Origin of the sequence: Haloechinothrix sp. LS1_15 (genome assembly GCF_033042135.1) — a bacterium.
Classification (GTDB): Bacteria; Actinomycetota; Actinomycetes; order Mycobacteriales; family Pseudonocardiaceae; genus Haloechinothrix.
The window spans coordinates 38,066-52,334 of the sequence record NZ_WBXM01000011.1 but is presented as its reverse complement, the minus strand read 5'-3'; the positions used below and the strand labels follow the sequence as shown (position 1 = coordinate 52,334).

Genomic DNA, 14,269 nt, shown 5'->3' with positions numbered 1-14,269 from the left:
ACGATTCACTCCGGCTGATCCTGCCGGTCTACTGACCGCCCTTTTGCACGTAGGCGCGTACGAAGTCCTCAGCGTTCTCCTCAAGGACGTCGTCGATCTCGTCGAGGATCGTGTCGACATCCTCGCCCATCTGCTCACGGCGTTCCTGACCAGCGGGAGCGCCGCCCTCGCCCTCCTCCTCGGAGTCTCCACCGCCGTGCCGTTCGATCTTCTCCTGCGCCATGTCGCCTCCTGATCAACGGTGCTCACGTCCAGGTTACCTAGTAATCGGGCTCAGCGGGGCGGTCGTTCACGCACCGAGATCTCGCGTGTCATACGCGTGACAATCAGCCCGTCAGCTCCTGGACCAGCTGCTCGGCGGTGTCGGCTTCATCGAGCAGCTGACCAACGTGGGCCTTGGTGCCGCGCAACGGCTCCAGCGTCGGGATTCGCACCAGTGATTCCCTACCCACGTCGAAGATGACCGAGTCCCAGGACGCGGCGGCGATCGAGGCCGCGTACTTCTCGAGGGCACGTCCCCGGAAGTAGGCCCTGGTGTCCTCCGGGGGCTGCGTCATCGCCGCGTGAACCTCGTCCTCGCTGACCATGCGCTTCATCGAGCCCCTGGTCACGAGCCTGTTGTACAGCCCTTTGTCGAGACGGACGTCGGAGTACTGCAAATCGATCATGTGCAACCGGGGTGCCGCCCAGCCGAGGTTGTCCCGGCTCCGGTAGCTCTCCAGCAACACCAGTTTCGCGGGCCAGTCCAGCAGGTCCGCGCACTCGCGGGGGTCGCGGGACAGCTTGTCCAGCACATCGGCCCACAACGCGAGCACGGCGTCCCGTGTCTCGTCGCGTTCCCGCTCCGCGAACGACACGGCGCGCTCCAGGTAGGCGTACTGTAGGTCCAGACCGGTGAACCTGCGGCCGTCAGCCAGCTCGACCTTGGCCGCCAGCGTCGGGTCGTGGCTGATCTGGCGCACCGCGCGGACCGGATCGTGCAGCTTGAGGTCGTCGAAAGTCATCCCGGCCTCGACCATGTCCAGTACCGCCGCGGTACTGCCCAGCTTGAGGTAGGTGGCGTACTCGGCCAGGTTCGCGTCCCCGATGATCACGTGCAGCCTGCGGTACTTGTCCGCGTCGGCATGGGGCTCGTCCCGAGTGTTGATGATGCCGCGCTTGAGGGTGGTCTCCAGCCCGACCTCGACCTCGATGTAGTCGGCGCGTTGCGAAAGCTGGAAACCTTCCTCCTCGCCCTGCTGGCCGATACCGACTCGGCCCGAGCCGGTCACCACCTGGCGCGACACGAAGAACGGCGTCAGTCCGGTGATCACCGAGGTGAACGGGGTGTCCCGGGCCATGAGGTAGTTCTCGTGGCTGCCATAGCTGGCGCCCTTGCCGTCGACGTTGTTCTTGTACAGCTGCAGCTGCGGCTGGCCCGGCACCGTGGCGGCCTTCATCGCGGCCTGCTCCATCACGCGCTCCCCGGCCTTGTCCCAGACCACCGCGTCACGCGGATTGGTCACTTCGGGTGCGGAGTACTCCGGGTGCGCGTGGTCCACGTACAGCCGTGCACCGTTGGTGAGGATCACGTTCGCCGCACCGAGGTCCTCCACGTCCGGATCCTGCGGTGGGCCGCCCTGACCGCTCAGATCGAAACCGCGGGCGTCCCGCAACGGGGACTCCACCTCGTAGTCCCAGCGGGCCCTGCGTGCCCGCGGGATGTCGGCCGCGGCCGCGTAGGCCAGCACCACCTGTGTCGAGGTCAGTACCGGGTTGGCTGTGGCATCGCCGGGTACGGCGATGCCGTACTCGACCTCGGTTCCCATGATCCGCCGCATAACACCAGCCTACGGGTTGTGCGCCTACACTCGTTCCAACGCGTCCGCGGCGATCACCGCGAGACGCTCGGCCGCTTCCTCCGCACCGCGTTGCCGCTCGGCCGTCACCTGCACCACCGAGAGCACATCCCGGTCGGTCAGCAGCACGGTGCACGTGGTCTCACCGGACTCGTCGAGACAACGGCCGTCGTGTGCGTCGACACCGTCGACCTCCAGCGCGAGCGCGTCCCCGGCGCAGTCGATGGCCTCCAACATCGCGGCCCCGTCCGTCGTGTCACCGGAGTCTCCGGAACCGGAAACAGACGATGGCAGCGCCGTCACGTAGTGACGCAGCGTGGAGCCCGTGGGGTACTCCCACCACGCGGCGTGGTAACTGACGTCACCGCCGCCCGCGGCGGGGGCGAACACCTCGGTGAGGCACCCGCCCGGGGTGCCGGGCTCGCTGTCCTTGCGCTGAACGCCTTCGTCGGCCACGTCGCCGTCCCACAGCAACGCCGCCCCGGCGGCACGCTGTGCCGCGGGATCGATGCCGTCGCTGCCGCCGTCATCGGACACCTCCGCATCGTCGGCGACGTCCTGCGCGGCAGGGTCCTCCTCGTCGTGGTCGGCACCGAGCTCGTTGGGCCCGTCGGCACAGCCGACGAGTGCCCCGGCGAGCGCGATCCCGACCACGAGGGTGATAGGCCCGTGACGCACCGTTGTTCCCCTTAACTCGTGATCGGCTCACCCGCAGCGAATGGCTGTCGAGCGAACCCAACATAACGGACGAACGCGCGCCGTGCCGTGGGCACCCCGGTGCCGGGGCACCCACGGCTGCGCGCACGACCGCGGACCGCCACGCACCTACGCAGGGGATGTCCCCTGCGGGTTCCCCTACAGGTATTGCCCGGTGTTGGTCGCGGTGTCGATCGCCCGGCCCGAGTCCTGGTTCTTGCCGGTGACCAGCGTCCGGATGTAGACGATGCGCTCGCCCTTCTTGCCGGAAATCCGTGCCCAGTCGTCCGGGTTGGTAGTGTTCGGCAGGTCCTCGTTCTCGGCGAACTCGTCCTGGATCGCATCCAGCAGGTGCTGCACCCGCAACCCCGGCTGCTTGGTTTCCAGCACAGACTTGATCGCGGCCTTCTTCGCCCGATCGACGATGTTCTGGATCATCGCGCCGGAGTTGAAGTCCCTGAAGTACAGGACCTCCTTGTCCCCGTTTGCGTAGGTGACCTCGAGGAAGCGATTCTCGTCGCTCTCCTCGTACATCCGCTCGACGGTGTGCTGGATCATCGCCTCGATGGTCGAGCTCTGGTCGCCGCCGAACTCGGCCAGGTCATCGGCGTGAATCGGCAGGTCCGGGGTGAGGTACTTGGAGAAGATGTCCTTGGCCGCCTCCGCGTCCGGACGCTCGATCTTGATCTTCACGTCCAGCCTGCCTGGGCGGAGGATGGCGGGATCGATCATGTCCTCCCGGTTGGAGGCACCGATCACGATCACGTTCTCCAGGCCCTCGACACCGTCGATCTCGGAGAGCAGCTGCGGCACGATCGTCGTCTCCACATCCGAGGAGACCCCGCTGCCTCGCGTACGGAAGATCGAGTCCATCTCGTCGAAGAACACGATCACCGGGGTGCCTTCCGAGGCCTTCTCCCGCGCTCGCTGGAAGATCAGGCGGATGTGCCGCTCGGTCTCACCGACGAACTTGTTCAGCAGCTCCGGTCCCTTGATGTTGAGGAAGTAGGACTTCGCTGCGGACAGCTCGCTGTCGCCGCGGTCCTTGGCGACCTGCTTGGCCAGCGAGTTGGCGACGGCCTTGGCGATCAACGTCTTGCCGCACCCAGGGGGGCCGTAGAGCAGCACACCCTTCGGCGGGTGCAGCTGGTACTGGTGGTACAGATCGGCATGCAGGAAGGGCAGCTCGACCGCGTCACGGATCTGCTCGATCTGCCGGTAGAGCCCACCGATGTCCTCGTACTGCACATCGGGCACTTCCTCGAGGACCAGATCCTCCACCTCGGCCTTGGGCACCCGCTCGTAGGCGAACCCGGCCTTGGTGTCGACCAGCAGCGAGTCACCGGACTTGAGGTCCTCTTCGGCCAGCGGGTCCGACAGGTAGACGATCCGCTCCTCGTCGGTGTGACCGACCACCAGCGCCCGAGCGCAGTAGTCCTCGCCGGGTGGCGGTAACACCTCACGGAGGCCACATACCTCACCGGTGCGCTCGAAGCCACCGGCCTCGACCACGGTCAGCGCCTCGTTCAGCCGCAAGGCCTGGCCTCGCCGCAGGTTGTCGACCTCGACGTTCGGCGAGACCGACACCCGCATCTTGCGGCCGGAGGTGAACACGTCGACCGTCTTGTCCTCGTGTACCCCGAGGAACACGCCGTAACCGCTCGGCGGCTGCGCCAGCCGGTCGACTTCCTCTCGTAACGCCAGCAACTGCGACCGGGCATCCCGCAACGTCTCCACCAGCTTGTTGTTGCGCTCGGTGAGCTGATTGATCCGCTCGGAGGCCTCGGCAAGGCGCTGTTCCAGCGCCCTGTCGCTCTGCGGGGCACCAGCCGCCCGGCGCCGCAGGTGAGCCACTTCCTCCTCGAGGAAGCGAATTTGCCGTGCCTGCTCCTCGGCGACCTCGGCGTCGGTTGCGGCGGTCTCCCCTTCCCCGCTCGCTTCGCCGGTGTCTATCGGGTCGGTCGCGTCGTCGTCCTGCCGGCTACCGGGGCGGTCGTTCTGCATGCGGCACCTCCTCGGACGTATTTCTCTCAACGGTACCGGTGATCTTCCGCAATCCAAGCCCTTTCTGCATCACAGAATTGCTGCGGCGCCAGCCCGGCGCAGCGCACGGATCTCGGTTGACGTCGATCGCGTTACTCCCATCACGGGTACGGTCACGGCGCAGCCGTGCACGCGCCGTCGATCTCGGTGGCGCCACGGCGGGAGGTGTCCCGGCCGTCGCTGGGCCGACCGGTGGACGAGGTTCCGGTGATGTGCCACACGAAGCCACCCACTGTGGCACGCTCCATAAGCGGCATCCGTGCCAGGCACGTGGCGTAGTATGCGCTACCGCATCCCGCGTGGGCGACGGGGCGCGGGCCGCTGTCCACCTCGTACGGGCACCAGGGGCTACCACACGACGTTGAGGAGGGATCTCCATGACGCAGCCTCCCCCGCCACCGGGTCCTTACGACCCGCGGGATCCTTACGGATCCCGGCACGGTGGCGACTTTCCTGGCAGTCAACCTCCACAACATCCAGGATACGGCGGCCACGAGGGTGCTCACCCGTACCAGAACCAGGTGCCTGGGGCGCCCCACGGGCCGCCCCCTGGTCCCCCACCACACGGACAGGGCGGCCCGCCGGACGGTCCTGGCCCGGAGGGCACCCGGCAGTACACCCAGCCGGGCGGGTTCGGGCCCTACGGTGGCCCGCCACCGGGCGAGGCCACCGCGGGCTACGGGGGCTACCCGGGTTATCCCGGACCGTACGAAGGTGGACCACCTGGAGGCGAGCCGCCCGGCAGGCGCAAGGGTGTGGTCATCGGCGTCGTGATCGCGGCCGCGCTGCTTCTCGTAGGCGGGATCGTGGCGTTGATCCTGCTGTTCACCGGCTCCGACGGCACCGGAGAGGACGATCCCACGGGCCAGGCCGCTGACACCGAGGAGACAGCGGACCCGGACGGCACCGGCGCGGATCCCGGTGACGACCTACCCCCCGAGCCGGACATCCACGACCCGGACGGCGACGGCGCCGCCGACCCGGGCACCGACCAGGCCGAGGTTCGCCAGGTCGCCGAGACGGCCGTGGCCGCCCTCAACGAGCGTGATGCCGAGCTCGCCCAGTCGGTGTCCTGCGATCCCGACGCGCCCACCCAGGAGGACCTCGACGAGCTGAACGACGAGACGTTCCGCATCACCGGTGAGCCGGTGATCGAGGGGAACTCGGCACGTGTCCCGTTCGAGGTCACCGGCACGCACCCGGACACGGGTGAGCCGTTCACCGAGAACGACGAGATACCCGTGCAGCAGCGGGGCGGCCGGTGGTGCATCGAGTGACCAGTGGAGACGTCCCGGTAGGCGTGCGGCATTCGGAGTGGTCGGACAGGTTCGCGAGGTCCCGGCGATGAGATCGGTGCGTCACGGTGTGATCGCAGGGTTCGTAGCAGGCATCGCGGTCGTGCTGACCGCGGGAATCGGGGTGCTGCTCGTGCTGCTGCTCGCGGGGAGGAACACCGCCAGCGGGCAGCGGCACGCCGAGCATCGCACGGTCACGACCGGCGCCGATCCCGAAGGCGAGGCAGGCGAGATCCGACGCGTCGCCGAGGAGGTGATCGCCGCCGCCAACGCCAGGGATGTGGCGCGGTTCCGGCGCGTGCTGTGCGATCCGAGCACCGCGCGCGCCGAGGAGGTCGCCGAGATCGCGCCCAACGCCCGGTTCACGCTGGTCGGTGACCCGGTGCTGAGCGTGACCGCCGGCCGGGCCGGCGTCCGAGTCCGGGTCGAGGTCGATCCCGGGCAGGGTCCCGAACCCGGCGCCACCGCCCCGGCAGCCGAGGAGATCGAGCTGATCCTGGTCAACAGGGGCGGTCGCTGGTGCGTGCTCGGCGCGCGATAGGGGTCTGCCAACCACTGCCGGGGCTGCTTCCGGTCATCCCCGGCTCGGACGGCGATGCACCTTGGGCGGCGTGACCCCGTCGGCCAGCCTACGGGCTGTCACCAGGAACGCCGTGTGTCCCTGCATACGATGCTCCGGCCGCACCGCGAGGCCGACGACGTGCCACGGTCGTTCGATCGCTTCCCAGGCCTCCGGCTCGGTCCAGCACTGCTGTTCCCGTAGCGCCTCGGCGACCCGGGAAAGCTGGGTGACCGTGGCGACGTACACCGTCAGTACGCCGCCGGCGACGAGGTTACCGGCCACCGTCGGTAACACATCCCATGGCGAGACCATGTCGAGCACGGCGCGGTCGACCTCATCGCTGTGCGAGGAGAGGTCATCGGTGTGCAGTTCCCAGTTCGGCGGCGCCCCGCCGAAGAAACGTTCGACGTTCTTCCTGGCGTGCTCGGCGTGATCGGCGCGCACTTCATAGGAGGTCACGGTGCCTTCGCCACCGACGGCACGCAGCAGCGAGCAGGTCAACGCGCCCGAACCCGCGCCGGCCTCGACCACCCTGGCTCCGGGGAAGATGTCACCCCACATGAGGATTTGGGCGGCGTCTTTCGGGTAGATGACCTGCGCGCCACGCGGCATACTCCGCACGTAGTCGGCGAGCACCGGTCGCATCGCGAGGTAGGAGGTGCCCCCGGCCGAGGTCACCACCGACCCCTCCGAACTGCCGATGAGGTCGTCGTGTGCCAGCTGCCCCCGGTGGGTGTGGTACTCACCCCCTTCGGCCAGCACAATAGTGTAGCGCCGCCCCTTCGGGTCGGTCAGCTGCACCCTGTCACCGGCCCGGAACGGCCCTCGCACTGACACCCGCACTCCTCCGTACCGTCGTGTTCCGTCTCCGCGACGCTGCGCCGCACTGCGTTCGGCAGCGTTCGATACTCCCAGACACCGCGAGGTCACCCACGGCCGGTTCCCGGCATCAGTCGCCGCCGAGCGCCGCCTGCACGTCCTTCCTGCGCAACACGGCTGCCGGTTTCCCGTCATCGCCGATGACCAGGAACTGCCAGGCCGCGGTCTCCAGCACCCGGCTCGCGATCTCCTCATCCGGCTCGGATGCCAGCAGGATCGTGTCAGGCCGTACCGCTTCCGCGGCCCGCGCCGCAGGCGCCGACGGGGAATGTGCCGCCAACTCCTTGGCCGCGGCGACGTCGAGCAGGCCTGCCGCGATCCCATCGGCGCGGACCAGCACCACTGCCCGTCCCACTCCGGCGGCCAGCGCATCGGCAACCGGGCTCTCAGCGGGCAGCTGCAGCACCGGCTGCATGATCCGGCGTATATCCACCCCGGCGGGCAGGTTCCTGCGCTGCTCGGCCGCCAGCTCGCCGCGCGCTCCCGCGAGCACGAACCACCCGACGAGCACACACAGCACCAGCCGCAACCACCGGTCGTCGCTGCCGACGGCCAGGCCGTGCAACGCCCATACGAACAGCGCACCCGCGACGAGCCCGCCGCCGATGGCCGCTGCCCACGTGCCGTGCAGCCGCGTGCCCGTCAACGACCACACACCCGCTCGGAGGATCCTGCCGCCGTCCAGCGGCAGCCCCGGAAGCAGGTTGAACACCCCGACGACCGCGTTGGCCACCGCGCACTGCGCGATCAGCAGCCACCCCGCGCCCCCAGCAGGCATCACCACCCATACCGCGGCGAAGGCGACGGCGAGCGCGAGCGAGACCACCGGGCCCGCGACCGCGATCACGCCTTCCTGGCCGGGACGTCGCGGCACTCGCGCGATCTCTGACAGCCCGCCGAGCAGGAAGAGCCGGACGCGCCGCACAGGCAGCCCCATCCGCAGTGCGACCAGCGTGTGCCCCAGCTCGTGTGCGAGGACCGACGCACCGAGCAACGCCGCGAAGGCAGCCGCGATCGCCCATGACTGCATCAACCCGGCGTCCGGCAACAGCCCGCGCACCAGCGGCGCGTACAGCACCATGATCGCGAACGCGCCGAGCCACCATGACGGAGCCAGCAACACGGGTACCCCTCGCACCCTGCACAGCAGCAGGCCGCCGCTGGTGATCGTCACCGCGCGCCGCCGTGCGCCCTCCTGTCCGCTCGAAGTCACGACACGCACCTTAAACGGTCGCGTGTACAGCGAGTGTCTGACGGCGTGTCCGCCGCGTAACGGCCCGGCGGCGCGGCGGCGCGGCGCGCGAGCGATGGTCCACCCCCATGTCGGTCTCGTGACATAGGGTGCTCGCTATGAGCCAGACCGCTCCGACCGACACTCCGGCCGGTACCCCGACCGATACCGGGCCGACCCATACCCTGGCGCTGTCCCCTTCCCGTGCGAGTGACTTCAAGCAGTGCCCGCTGCTGTACCGGTTCCGCGCGATCGACAAGCTCCCGGAGACGCCGAGCGCGGCGCAGGTACGCGGCACACTGGTCCACACGGTCCTGGAGCGGCTGTTCTCGTTGCCACCGGCCGAGCGGGAGCGTGAGACCGCGGGCGAACTGCTCGCCCCAGCGTGGGCAGAGCTCGTCGAGGAGCACCCGGAATGGGACGAGGTGGCGGGAACGGCCGACAGCGCTGGGCTGACCGCCTGGCTCGACTCGGCCGCCGCGCTGCTGGACGCCTACTTTCAGCTGGAGGACCCGCGCACACTGGCCCCCGAGGCCTGCGAGCTGTACCTGGAGACCGAGCTGACATCGGGGGTTCGGTTGCGTGGCTACGTGGACCGCCTCGATGTCGCGCCCGCGGGTGACCTGCGGGTAGTCGACTACAAGACCGGCGCTGCGCCGCGAGAGATCGGCGAGGCCAAGGCCATGTTCCAGATGAAGTTCTATGCCGTGGTGCTCTGGCGGTTGCGCGGAGTGGTGCCCCGGCAGCTCAAACTGCTGTACCTTGCCGACGGCCAGTCCCTGGCCTATACGCCGGACGAGGCGGAGCTGCGGCGTTTCGAGCGGACGCTGGACGCGATCTGGCAGGCGATCGAACGTGCGGGGACGACAGGCGACTTCCGGCCCAGCCCGAGCAAGCTCTGCGACTGGTGCGACCACAAGCCGATCTGCCCCGCCTACGGTGGCACCCCACCGCCGTACCCTGGATGGCCCACCTCGGGCGGCGCGGTCGAATCGATGCTGGATCGGGCGGATTGAGCGGATACGGGAGCGACAACAGTGGCCATGCAGATCACCTCAGTGATCAATCAGAAGGGCGGCGTCGGTAAGACCGCCCTGAGCGTGGGTGCCGCCGCCGCACTCGCCGAGCAAGGGCAGCGCGTCCTGCTGATCGACCTCGATCCGCAGGGGCACGCCACCACCGAGTTCCTCGGCCTGCCCGAGACCCCGCCAGGGCAGCCCAGCCTGCCGATGGCGCTGAGCAAGATGTGGAAAGGCTCGATCGAGGAGCTGGCGGTCCGGCACCCACGGTGCAATGTTCGGCCCGGCGGCTGCCTGGACGTGGTCCCCACCGCTCCAGGTATGTTCGACCTGGTACGCAGGCTGGACCAGTTCCGGGTGCCCGGGTGGCAACTGGCGAGGGTCATCCAGTTCGCCAACTACGAGCACGTCATCATCGACTGTCCTCCCGCGCTCGACCTGCTCACCAACAACGCGCTCGCCGCAACCCACGGCGTCTTGGTACCGGTGCAGCCGGACCGTACGAGCATCCGGGCGTTGCGGCTGCTGCGCGAGCAGGTCAGCTACCTCGAGCAACTGATCGGTCGGGATCCGATCACCTACTTCGGGCTGGTGCCCGGGTTGTACCGGCGGCCGATGTCGACCTATGCCGACGCGGCCATGCGGGAGTTGCACGGCATGGGGATCCCGGTGCTGCCGCACATCCCCATGGGCGTGGTGATCAACGAGTCGGCGCAGCGCGGCATCCCGGTGACCACCTTCGCCCCCCACTGCGTGCAGTCCGGCGCCTTTCACCAGATCGCGCAGATCATCGAGGGACACCGGCGGCGGTACGCGACACCGCAGGCGGTTCCCCCCGAGCCGCAGAACGGCGACGAGTTCGTGTTCGAGGACTTCATCAGCGACATCTCGGGTGCCCGCAGCCGCAAGGATTCGGGAGCCAGGCGCGGGTTGTACGACCTGATGCCGAAACGGAAGTCGCGCTGAGCCGGCTGCGCCAGCCCTACAGCCGGCAGGACCGGATGTCGGAGGCGAGCACCGCTTTGGCGCCGAGTTCGGCCAACGCGTCCATGGTGCGGTTGACCTCCTTGCGCGCCACCATCGCGCGCACCGCGACCCACCCTTCTTCGGCCAGCGGTGCCACCGTCGGCGATTCCAGGCCCGGGGTCAGCGCTGCCGCCTCGTCCAGCAGCGAGCGCGGACAGTCGTAGTCGAGCATCATGTACTGCTGTGCGAACACGACTCCCTGGATCCGCGCGGTCAGTTGCGCCTTCCATTTCTCGTTGTCAGCGCCGGTGCTGGCCGCGCGTTGGATGAGAACTGCCTCCGAGGTGCAGATCGGGTCGCCGAACGCGACCAGGTTGTTCTGCCGCAGCGTGCGGCCAGAACCGACCACGTCGCCGATGGCGTCGGCCACACCGAGCTGGATCGAGATCTCCACGGCGCCGTCCAACCGGATCACCTCGGCGTCGACGCCGTGCCCGGCGAGGTCATCGGCCACCAATCTCGGGTAGGAGGTCGCGATCCGCTTACCAGCCAGGTCCCCGATGGTCCACTCGCGGTCAGCGGGAGCGGCGTAGCGGAAGGTCGAGGTGCCGAAGCCGAGGCACAACCGCTCCTCGATGGGAGCGCCCGAATCCAGCGCGAGATCACGCCCGGTGATACCGAGATCGAGCTCCCCCGAACCGACGTAGATGGGGATGTCCTTGGGTCGGAGGAAGAAGAACTCGACCTCGTTGACCGGATCGATCAGGATGAGGTCGCGCGTCTCATGGCGCTGCCGGTATCCCGCCTCGGCCAGCATCTCCGATGCCGGTCCCGCCAGCGTGCCCTTATTCGGCATCGCCACACGAAGCATGGCCTCCACCCTTCATCGTTACAGTCACCGCCCGGCAATCCAGCGCGGCTGTCCGTCGCGCGTCCCGGTCACAGGTGCCGGTACACGTCCTCGAGCGTCAATCCCCTGCCGAGCATCACCACCTGGACCCGGTACAGCAGCTGTGAGATCTCCTCGGCGAGTTCCTCGTCCGACTCGTGCTCGGCCGCGAGCCAGACCTCGCCAGCCTCCTCGAGCAGTTTCTTTCCCTGCGCGTGGATCCCAGCGTCCAGCGCGGCGACGGTGCCGGACCCGGGATCACGCTCGGCTGCCTTGCGGGACAGCTCGGCGAACAGCTCGTCGAACGTCTTCACGTGCCGATCCTCGCACTCCGTAGTGGCGTGTGCCGATCCGGCCCGCGCACCTGATGCCGGGGTCACACGGGCACGCCGGTCATAGCGCGCCAGGATGTCCGTTACCGGAGGCCGACAACCGATCCAGGTCGAACGCCGACAGCGAACCCAGCGGAACTCGGCGCGGGCCGGGAGCCACCGGCAGTTCGCTGGGAACGACCAGCACAGTGCACCCAGCCGCCTCCGCCGAAGTCGCACCTATGGGTGAATCCTCGACCGCTACGCAGCGCACAGGGTCGACGCCGAGGAGTTCAGCCGCCCGGCGGTACGGCTCGGGATCCGGTTTGTTCCGGCCACCAACCTCGTCACCACAGACCGTGACGTCGAAGAAGTGGCGCCCGATACGGTCGAGCGCGTGCTCGGTCAGCTCCCTGACGGTCGACGTCACAAGGGCGGTGGGGATGCCCGCGGCACGCACGAGGTGCAGCGCCTCGGCGGCGCCTTCGCACCACGGCAGCGACTCGCGGAACAGTTCGGTCATCCGGCCGGTCAGCCAGGCGTCCGCGTCGGCCCGAGCCTGGCCGGTCGCCGGGATACCAACCTCGGCGAGGAGTAGATCCACGGTCACCGCTGCGTTGCACCCCACCATGCGCTCCCTGGTGGCAGGCGACAGGCGTCCGCCCAGCCGCTCGGCGCTCTCGTGCAGCACCCGGTCCCAGAGCTTCTCCGAGTCGACCAGCGTCCCGTCCATGTCCCACAGCACGGCGGCGGGCGGCGCCACACGGTACCTCGTTGACCGGCTTTCAGACATGCCGACCAGCCTACGGGCTCCCCGGTGAAGCGATGGGTCTTAGGCTGGAGAAGTGACCGAACGAAAGCGGAGCGAGCCGGCACGGTTCGACAGCGACGCGACCACCTCGCCCATCATGATCGTGGCGTTCGAGGGATGGAACGACGCCGGTGATGCTGCCAGCACCGCCGTCGAGCACCTCCAGCTGTCCTGGAACGCCACGTCGGCGGGCGAGGTCACCCCGGACGACTACTACGACTTTCAAGTGACACGTCCCACCATCAACATCGTCGATGGGGTCAGCCGGACGTTGGAGTGGCCGACCACGACGCTGTCTCGGTGCCGCCCCGAAGGGGTGGACAGGGACGTGGTGTTCGTCAAGGGGCCGGAGCCGAACTTCCGGTGGCGGGCTTTCTGTGCCGAGCTGCTCGATCAGGCGAACCGGCTCGGCATCGGTACCGTGGTGACGCTCGGGGCGCTGCTGGCTGACACACCGCATACCCGGCCCATTCCGGTTACCGGATGCGCGCACGACGGGGCCGCGGTGCAGCGTTTGGGTTTGGAGCGCAGCAAGTACCAGGGGCCGACCGGCATCACCGGGGTCTTCCACGACGCCAGCGTGCGAGCGGGGATCCCCGCCGTGTCCCTGTGGGCCGCGGTACCGCACTACGTGTCACACCCACCGTGCCCGAAGGCCACGCTCGCCCTGCTGCGTGCTCTGGAGGACGTCATCAACGTCGAGATTCCGATGGGAACCCTGCCGGAGCAGGCCGAGGAGTGGCAACGCACCGTCACCGAGCTGGCCGAGGACGACGACGAGGTGCGGGAGTACGTGCGCTCGCTAGAGGAACGAGGGGACGAGCAGAGCGCGCTGGAGGAGACCAGCGGCGAGCAGCTCGCGGCCGACTTCCAGCGCTACCTGCGCAGGCGCCGGCCCGGCCCCGGGCAGGACGGCGGCTGAGGCCGGCTGTCCGGGGCCGCGAGAGACTCAGGGCAGCGGAGCCTCCAGGGCTCCCACGATCATCCCGGTGAGGTTGTTCACGAACGCCGCGTGCTCGAGCAGCAACGGCACGCCCTCCTCGAGCTGGCGCGCCCGGTCGGCCAGGGTGCTGGCGAGCATCGCGACGACGGTGGCGACACGTTCACGGGCGAGCGGCTCCGGCATCCGGGTGGCGCAGCAGTCCACCAGGAGTTCCAGCTGGCGTTGCAGCCGGGTGCCGGGAAGGGGGTCGGGGGGATCGGTCGCCCGGATCCCGGCGTAGCCCGCCAGCTGGGCGATGATGCGCAGGAAATCCCTGCCGTCGGCGGTGTGCAGCGCGGCCGCCGTCGGGGCCAGGATCCCGTGCACCACCGGATGGAGCTGCCCGGGCTGGCCGTCATGGTCGAGCGAGCGAAGGTGTTCGGCGCGTTCGGCTTCCATCCGCCGGACATGCTTGGCTGAGATCGCGCGCAGCAACCCGGCGCGCGACCCGAAGTGGTAGTGCACCGCCGAGCCGTTGGACTGCCCGGCTTCGGCGACGATATCCCTGGTCAACGCGCCGTCCACGCCGCGTGCGGCGAACAGCCGTTCGCCTGCGCGGATCAGTCTGTCCCGAGTCTCGGTTGCGTCTCTGGCCACAGGTGCATGATACTCCTGATTAATGGCAGTCATTAATTCGGTAAGTGGATCACGGCTGCGACGCACGCTCGCGATTGCGCTGGCGTGCGTTCTCGTCACGGGAGGCCACCTCGCCGCACAGCGAGCAGCCGAGGCGGAGCCGCGGTCGGT

General features: G+C 68.7%; 15 protein-coding genes. 5 read left to right on the top strand and 10 right to left on the bottom strand.

The window, feature by feature from the left end:
- Positions 1-28: 28 nt before the first annotated feature.
- The 4 genes from F8178_RS16150 to arc form a co-directional block, all read right to left on the bottom strand.
- A complete protein-coding gene (locus F8178_RS16150; protein ID WP_317495648.1) occupies positions 29-223 on the bottom strand; it encodes a ubiquitin-like protein Pup in 195 nt (64 codons plus the stop codon).
- A gap of 103 nt (positions 224-326) precedes the next feature.
- Complete coding sequence (gene dop, locus F8178_RS16145) at positions 327-1,820, bottom strand: depupylase/deamidase Dop (RefSeq protein WP_317495647.1); 1,494 nt, start codon at positions 1,818-1,820, stop codon at positions 327-329.
- Positions 1,821-1,844: 24 nt separating this feature from the next.
- Positions 1,845-2,516, bottom strand: coding sequence for a hypothetical protein (locus F8178_RS16140; RefSeq protein ID WP_317495646.1), 672 nt, complete (start codon positions 2,514-2,516; stop codon positions 1,845-1,847).
- A gap of 177 nt (positions 2,517-2,693) precedes the next feature.
- Complete coding sequence (gene arc, locus F8178_RS16135; RefSeq protein WP_317495645.1) at positions 2,694-4,538, bottom strand: proteasome ATPase; 1,845 nt, start codon at positions 4,536-4,538, stop codon at positions 2,694-2,696.
- A gap of 560 nt (positions 4,539-5,098) precedes the next feature.
- On the opposite strand from arc, the gene F8178_RS16130 reads away from it, so the two are divergent.
- The gene (locus tag F8178_RS16130) at positions 5,099-5,854 is read left to right on the top strand and encodes a hypothetical protein (protein ID WP_317495644.1); all 756 of its coding nucleotides are present in this window, start codon (positions 5,099-5,101) and stop codon (positions 5,852-5,854) included.
- 67 nt (positions 5,855-5,921) lie between these two features.
- Positions 5,922-6,413 (top strand): hypothetical protein, encoded by a 492-nt coding sequence (locus F8178_RS16125; RefSeq protein WP_317495643.1) that lies wholly within the window; start codon positions 5,922-5,924, stop codon positions 6,411-6,413.
- Between the two features lie 33 nt (positions 6,414-6,446).
- On the opposite strand, the gene F8178_RS16120 is transcribed toward F8178_RS16125, so the two are convergent.
- Together F8178_RS16120 and F8178_RS16115 are read right to left on the bottom strand one after the other, a co-directional pair.
- On the bottom strand, positions 6,447-7,271 hold the full coding sequence (locus F8178_RS16120; protein WP_317495642.1) for a tRNA (adenine-N1)-methyltransferase: 825 nt from the start codon (positions 7,269-7,271) through the stop codon (positions 6,447-6,449).
- A 112-nt stretch (positions 7,272-7,383) separates the two neighbouring features.
- A complete protein-coding gene (locus F8178_RS16115; RefSeq protein ID WP_317495641.1) occupies positions 7,384-8,526 on the bottom strand; it encodes a site-2 protease family protein in 1,143 nt (380 codons plus the stop codon).
- A 137-nt stretch (positions 8,527-8,663) separates the two neighbouring features.
- Here F8178_RS16115 and F8178_RS16110 point away from each other — a divergent pair, with 137 nt between their 5' ends.
- Positions 8,664-9,560: a RecB family exonuclease gene (locus F8178_RS16110; protein WP_317495640.1), complete on the top strand. Its 897-nt coding sequence runs from the start codon at positions 8,664-8,666 to the stop codon at positions 9,558-9,560.
- Between the two features lie 27 nt (positions 9,561-9,587).
- The gene (locus tag F8178_RS16105) at positions 9,588-10,529 is read left to right on the top strand and encodes a ParA family protein (RefSeq protein ID WP_317495735.1); all 942 of its coding nucleotides are present in this window, start codon (positions 9,588-9,590) and stop codon (positions 10,527-10,529) included.
- 16 nt (positions 10,530-10,545) lie between these two features.
- On the opposite strand, the gene hisG is transcribed toward F8178_RS16105, so the two are convergent.
- The 3 genes from hisG to F8178_RS16090 all read right to left on the bottom strand — a co-directional run bounded on the left by hisG (position 10,546) and on the right by F8178_RS16090 (position 12,492).
- Positions 10,546-11,400, bottom strand: coding sequence for an ATP phosphoribosyltransferase (hisG, locus tag F8178_RS16100; RefSeq protein ID WP_317495639.1), 855 nt, complete (start codon positions 11,398-11,400; stop codon positions 10,546-10,548).
- Positions 11,401-11,468: 68 nt separating this feature from the next.
- Positions 11,469-11,732 carry a phosphoribosyl-ATP diphosphatase gene (locus F8178_RS16095; RefSeq protein WP_317495638.1) on the bottom strand — a complete coding sequence of 88 codons (264 nt, stop codon included), beginning with the start codon at positions 11,730-11,732 and terminating at the stop codon, positions 11,469-11,471.
- A gap of 79 nt (positions 11,733-11,811) precedes the next feature.
- Positions 11,812-12,492: an HAD family phosphatase gene (locus F8178_RS16090; protein ID WP_317495637.1), complete on the bottom strand. Its 681-nt coding sequence runs from the start codon at positions 12,490-12,492 to the stop codon at positions 11,812-11,814.
- Positions 12,493-12,637: 145 nt separating this feature from the next.
- Between F8178_RS16090 and F8178_RS16085 the strand changes: the two genes are divergently transcribed.
- Positions 12,638-13,462 carry a PAC2 family protein gene (locus F8178_RS16085; RefSeq protein ID WP_317495734.1) on the top strand — a complete coding sequence of 275 codons (825 nt, stop codon included), beginning with the start codon at positions 12,638-12,640 and terminating at the stop codon, positions 13,460-13,462.
- Between the two features lie 27 nt (positions 13,463-13,489).
- On the opposite strand, the gene F8178_RS16080 is transcribed toward F8178_RS16085, so the two are convergent.
- Entirely contained in the window at positions 13,490-14,119 is a 630-nt protein-coding gene (locus F8178_RS16080; RefSeq protein ID WP_317495636.1) for a helix-turn-helix domain-containing protein, read from the bottom strand.
- Positions 14,120-14,269: the final 150 nt, after the last annotated feature.

What these genes read in the sequence shown, in the direction of transcription:
- F8178_RS16150 (WP_317495648.1), bottom strand. Translation starts at nt 223, where the DNA reads ATGGCGCAGGAGAAGATCGAACGGCACGGCGGTGGAGACTCCGAGGAG.
- dop (WP_317495647.1), bottom strand. Translation starts at nt 1,820, where the DNA reads ATGCGGCGGATCATGGGAACCGAGGTCGAGTACGGCATCGCCGTACCC.
- arc (WP_317495645.1), bottom strand. Translation starts at nt 4,538, where the DNA reads ATGCAGAACGACCGCCCCGGTAGCCGGCAGGACGACGACGCGACCGAC.
- F8178_RS16125 (WP_317495643.1), top strand. Translation starts at nt 5,922, where the DNA reads ATGAGATCGGTGCGTCACGGTGTGATCGCAGGGTTCGTAGCAGGCATC.
- F8178_RS16110 (WP_317495640.1), top strand. Translation starts at nt 8,664, where the DNA reads ATGAGCCAGACCGCTCCGACCGACACTCCGGCCGGTACCCCGACCGAT.
- F8178_RS16105 (WP_317495735.1), top strand. Translation starts at nt 9,588, where the DNA reads ATGCAGATCACCTCAGTGATCAATCAGAAGGGCGGCGTCGGTAAGACC.
- hisG (WP_317495639.1), bottom strand. Translation starts at nt 11,400, where the DNA reads ATGCTTCGTGTGGCGATGCCGAATAAGGGCACGCTGGCGGGACCGGCA.
- F8178_RS16085 (WP_317495734.1), top strand. Translation starts at nt 12,638, where the DNA reads ATGATCGTGGCGTTCGAGGGATGGAACGACGCCGGTGATGCTGCCAGC.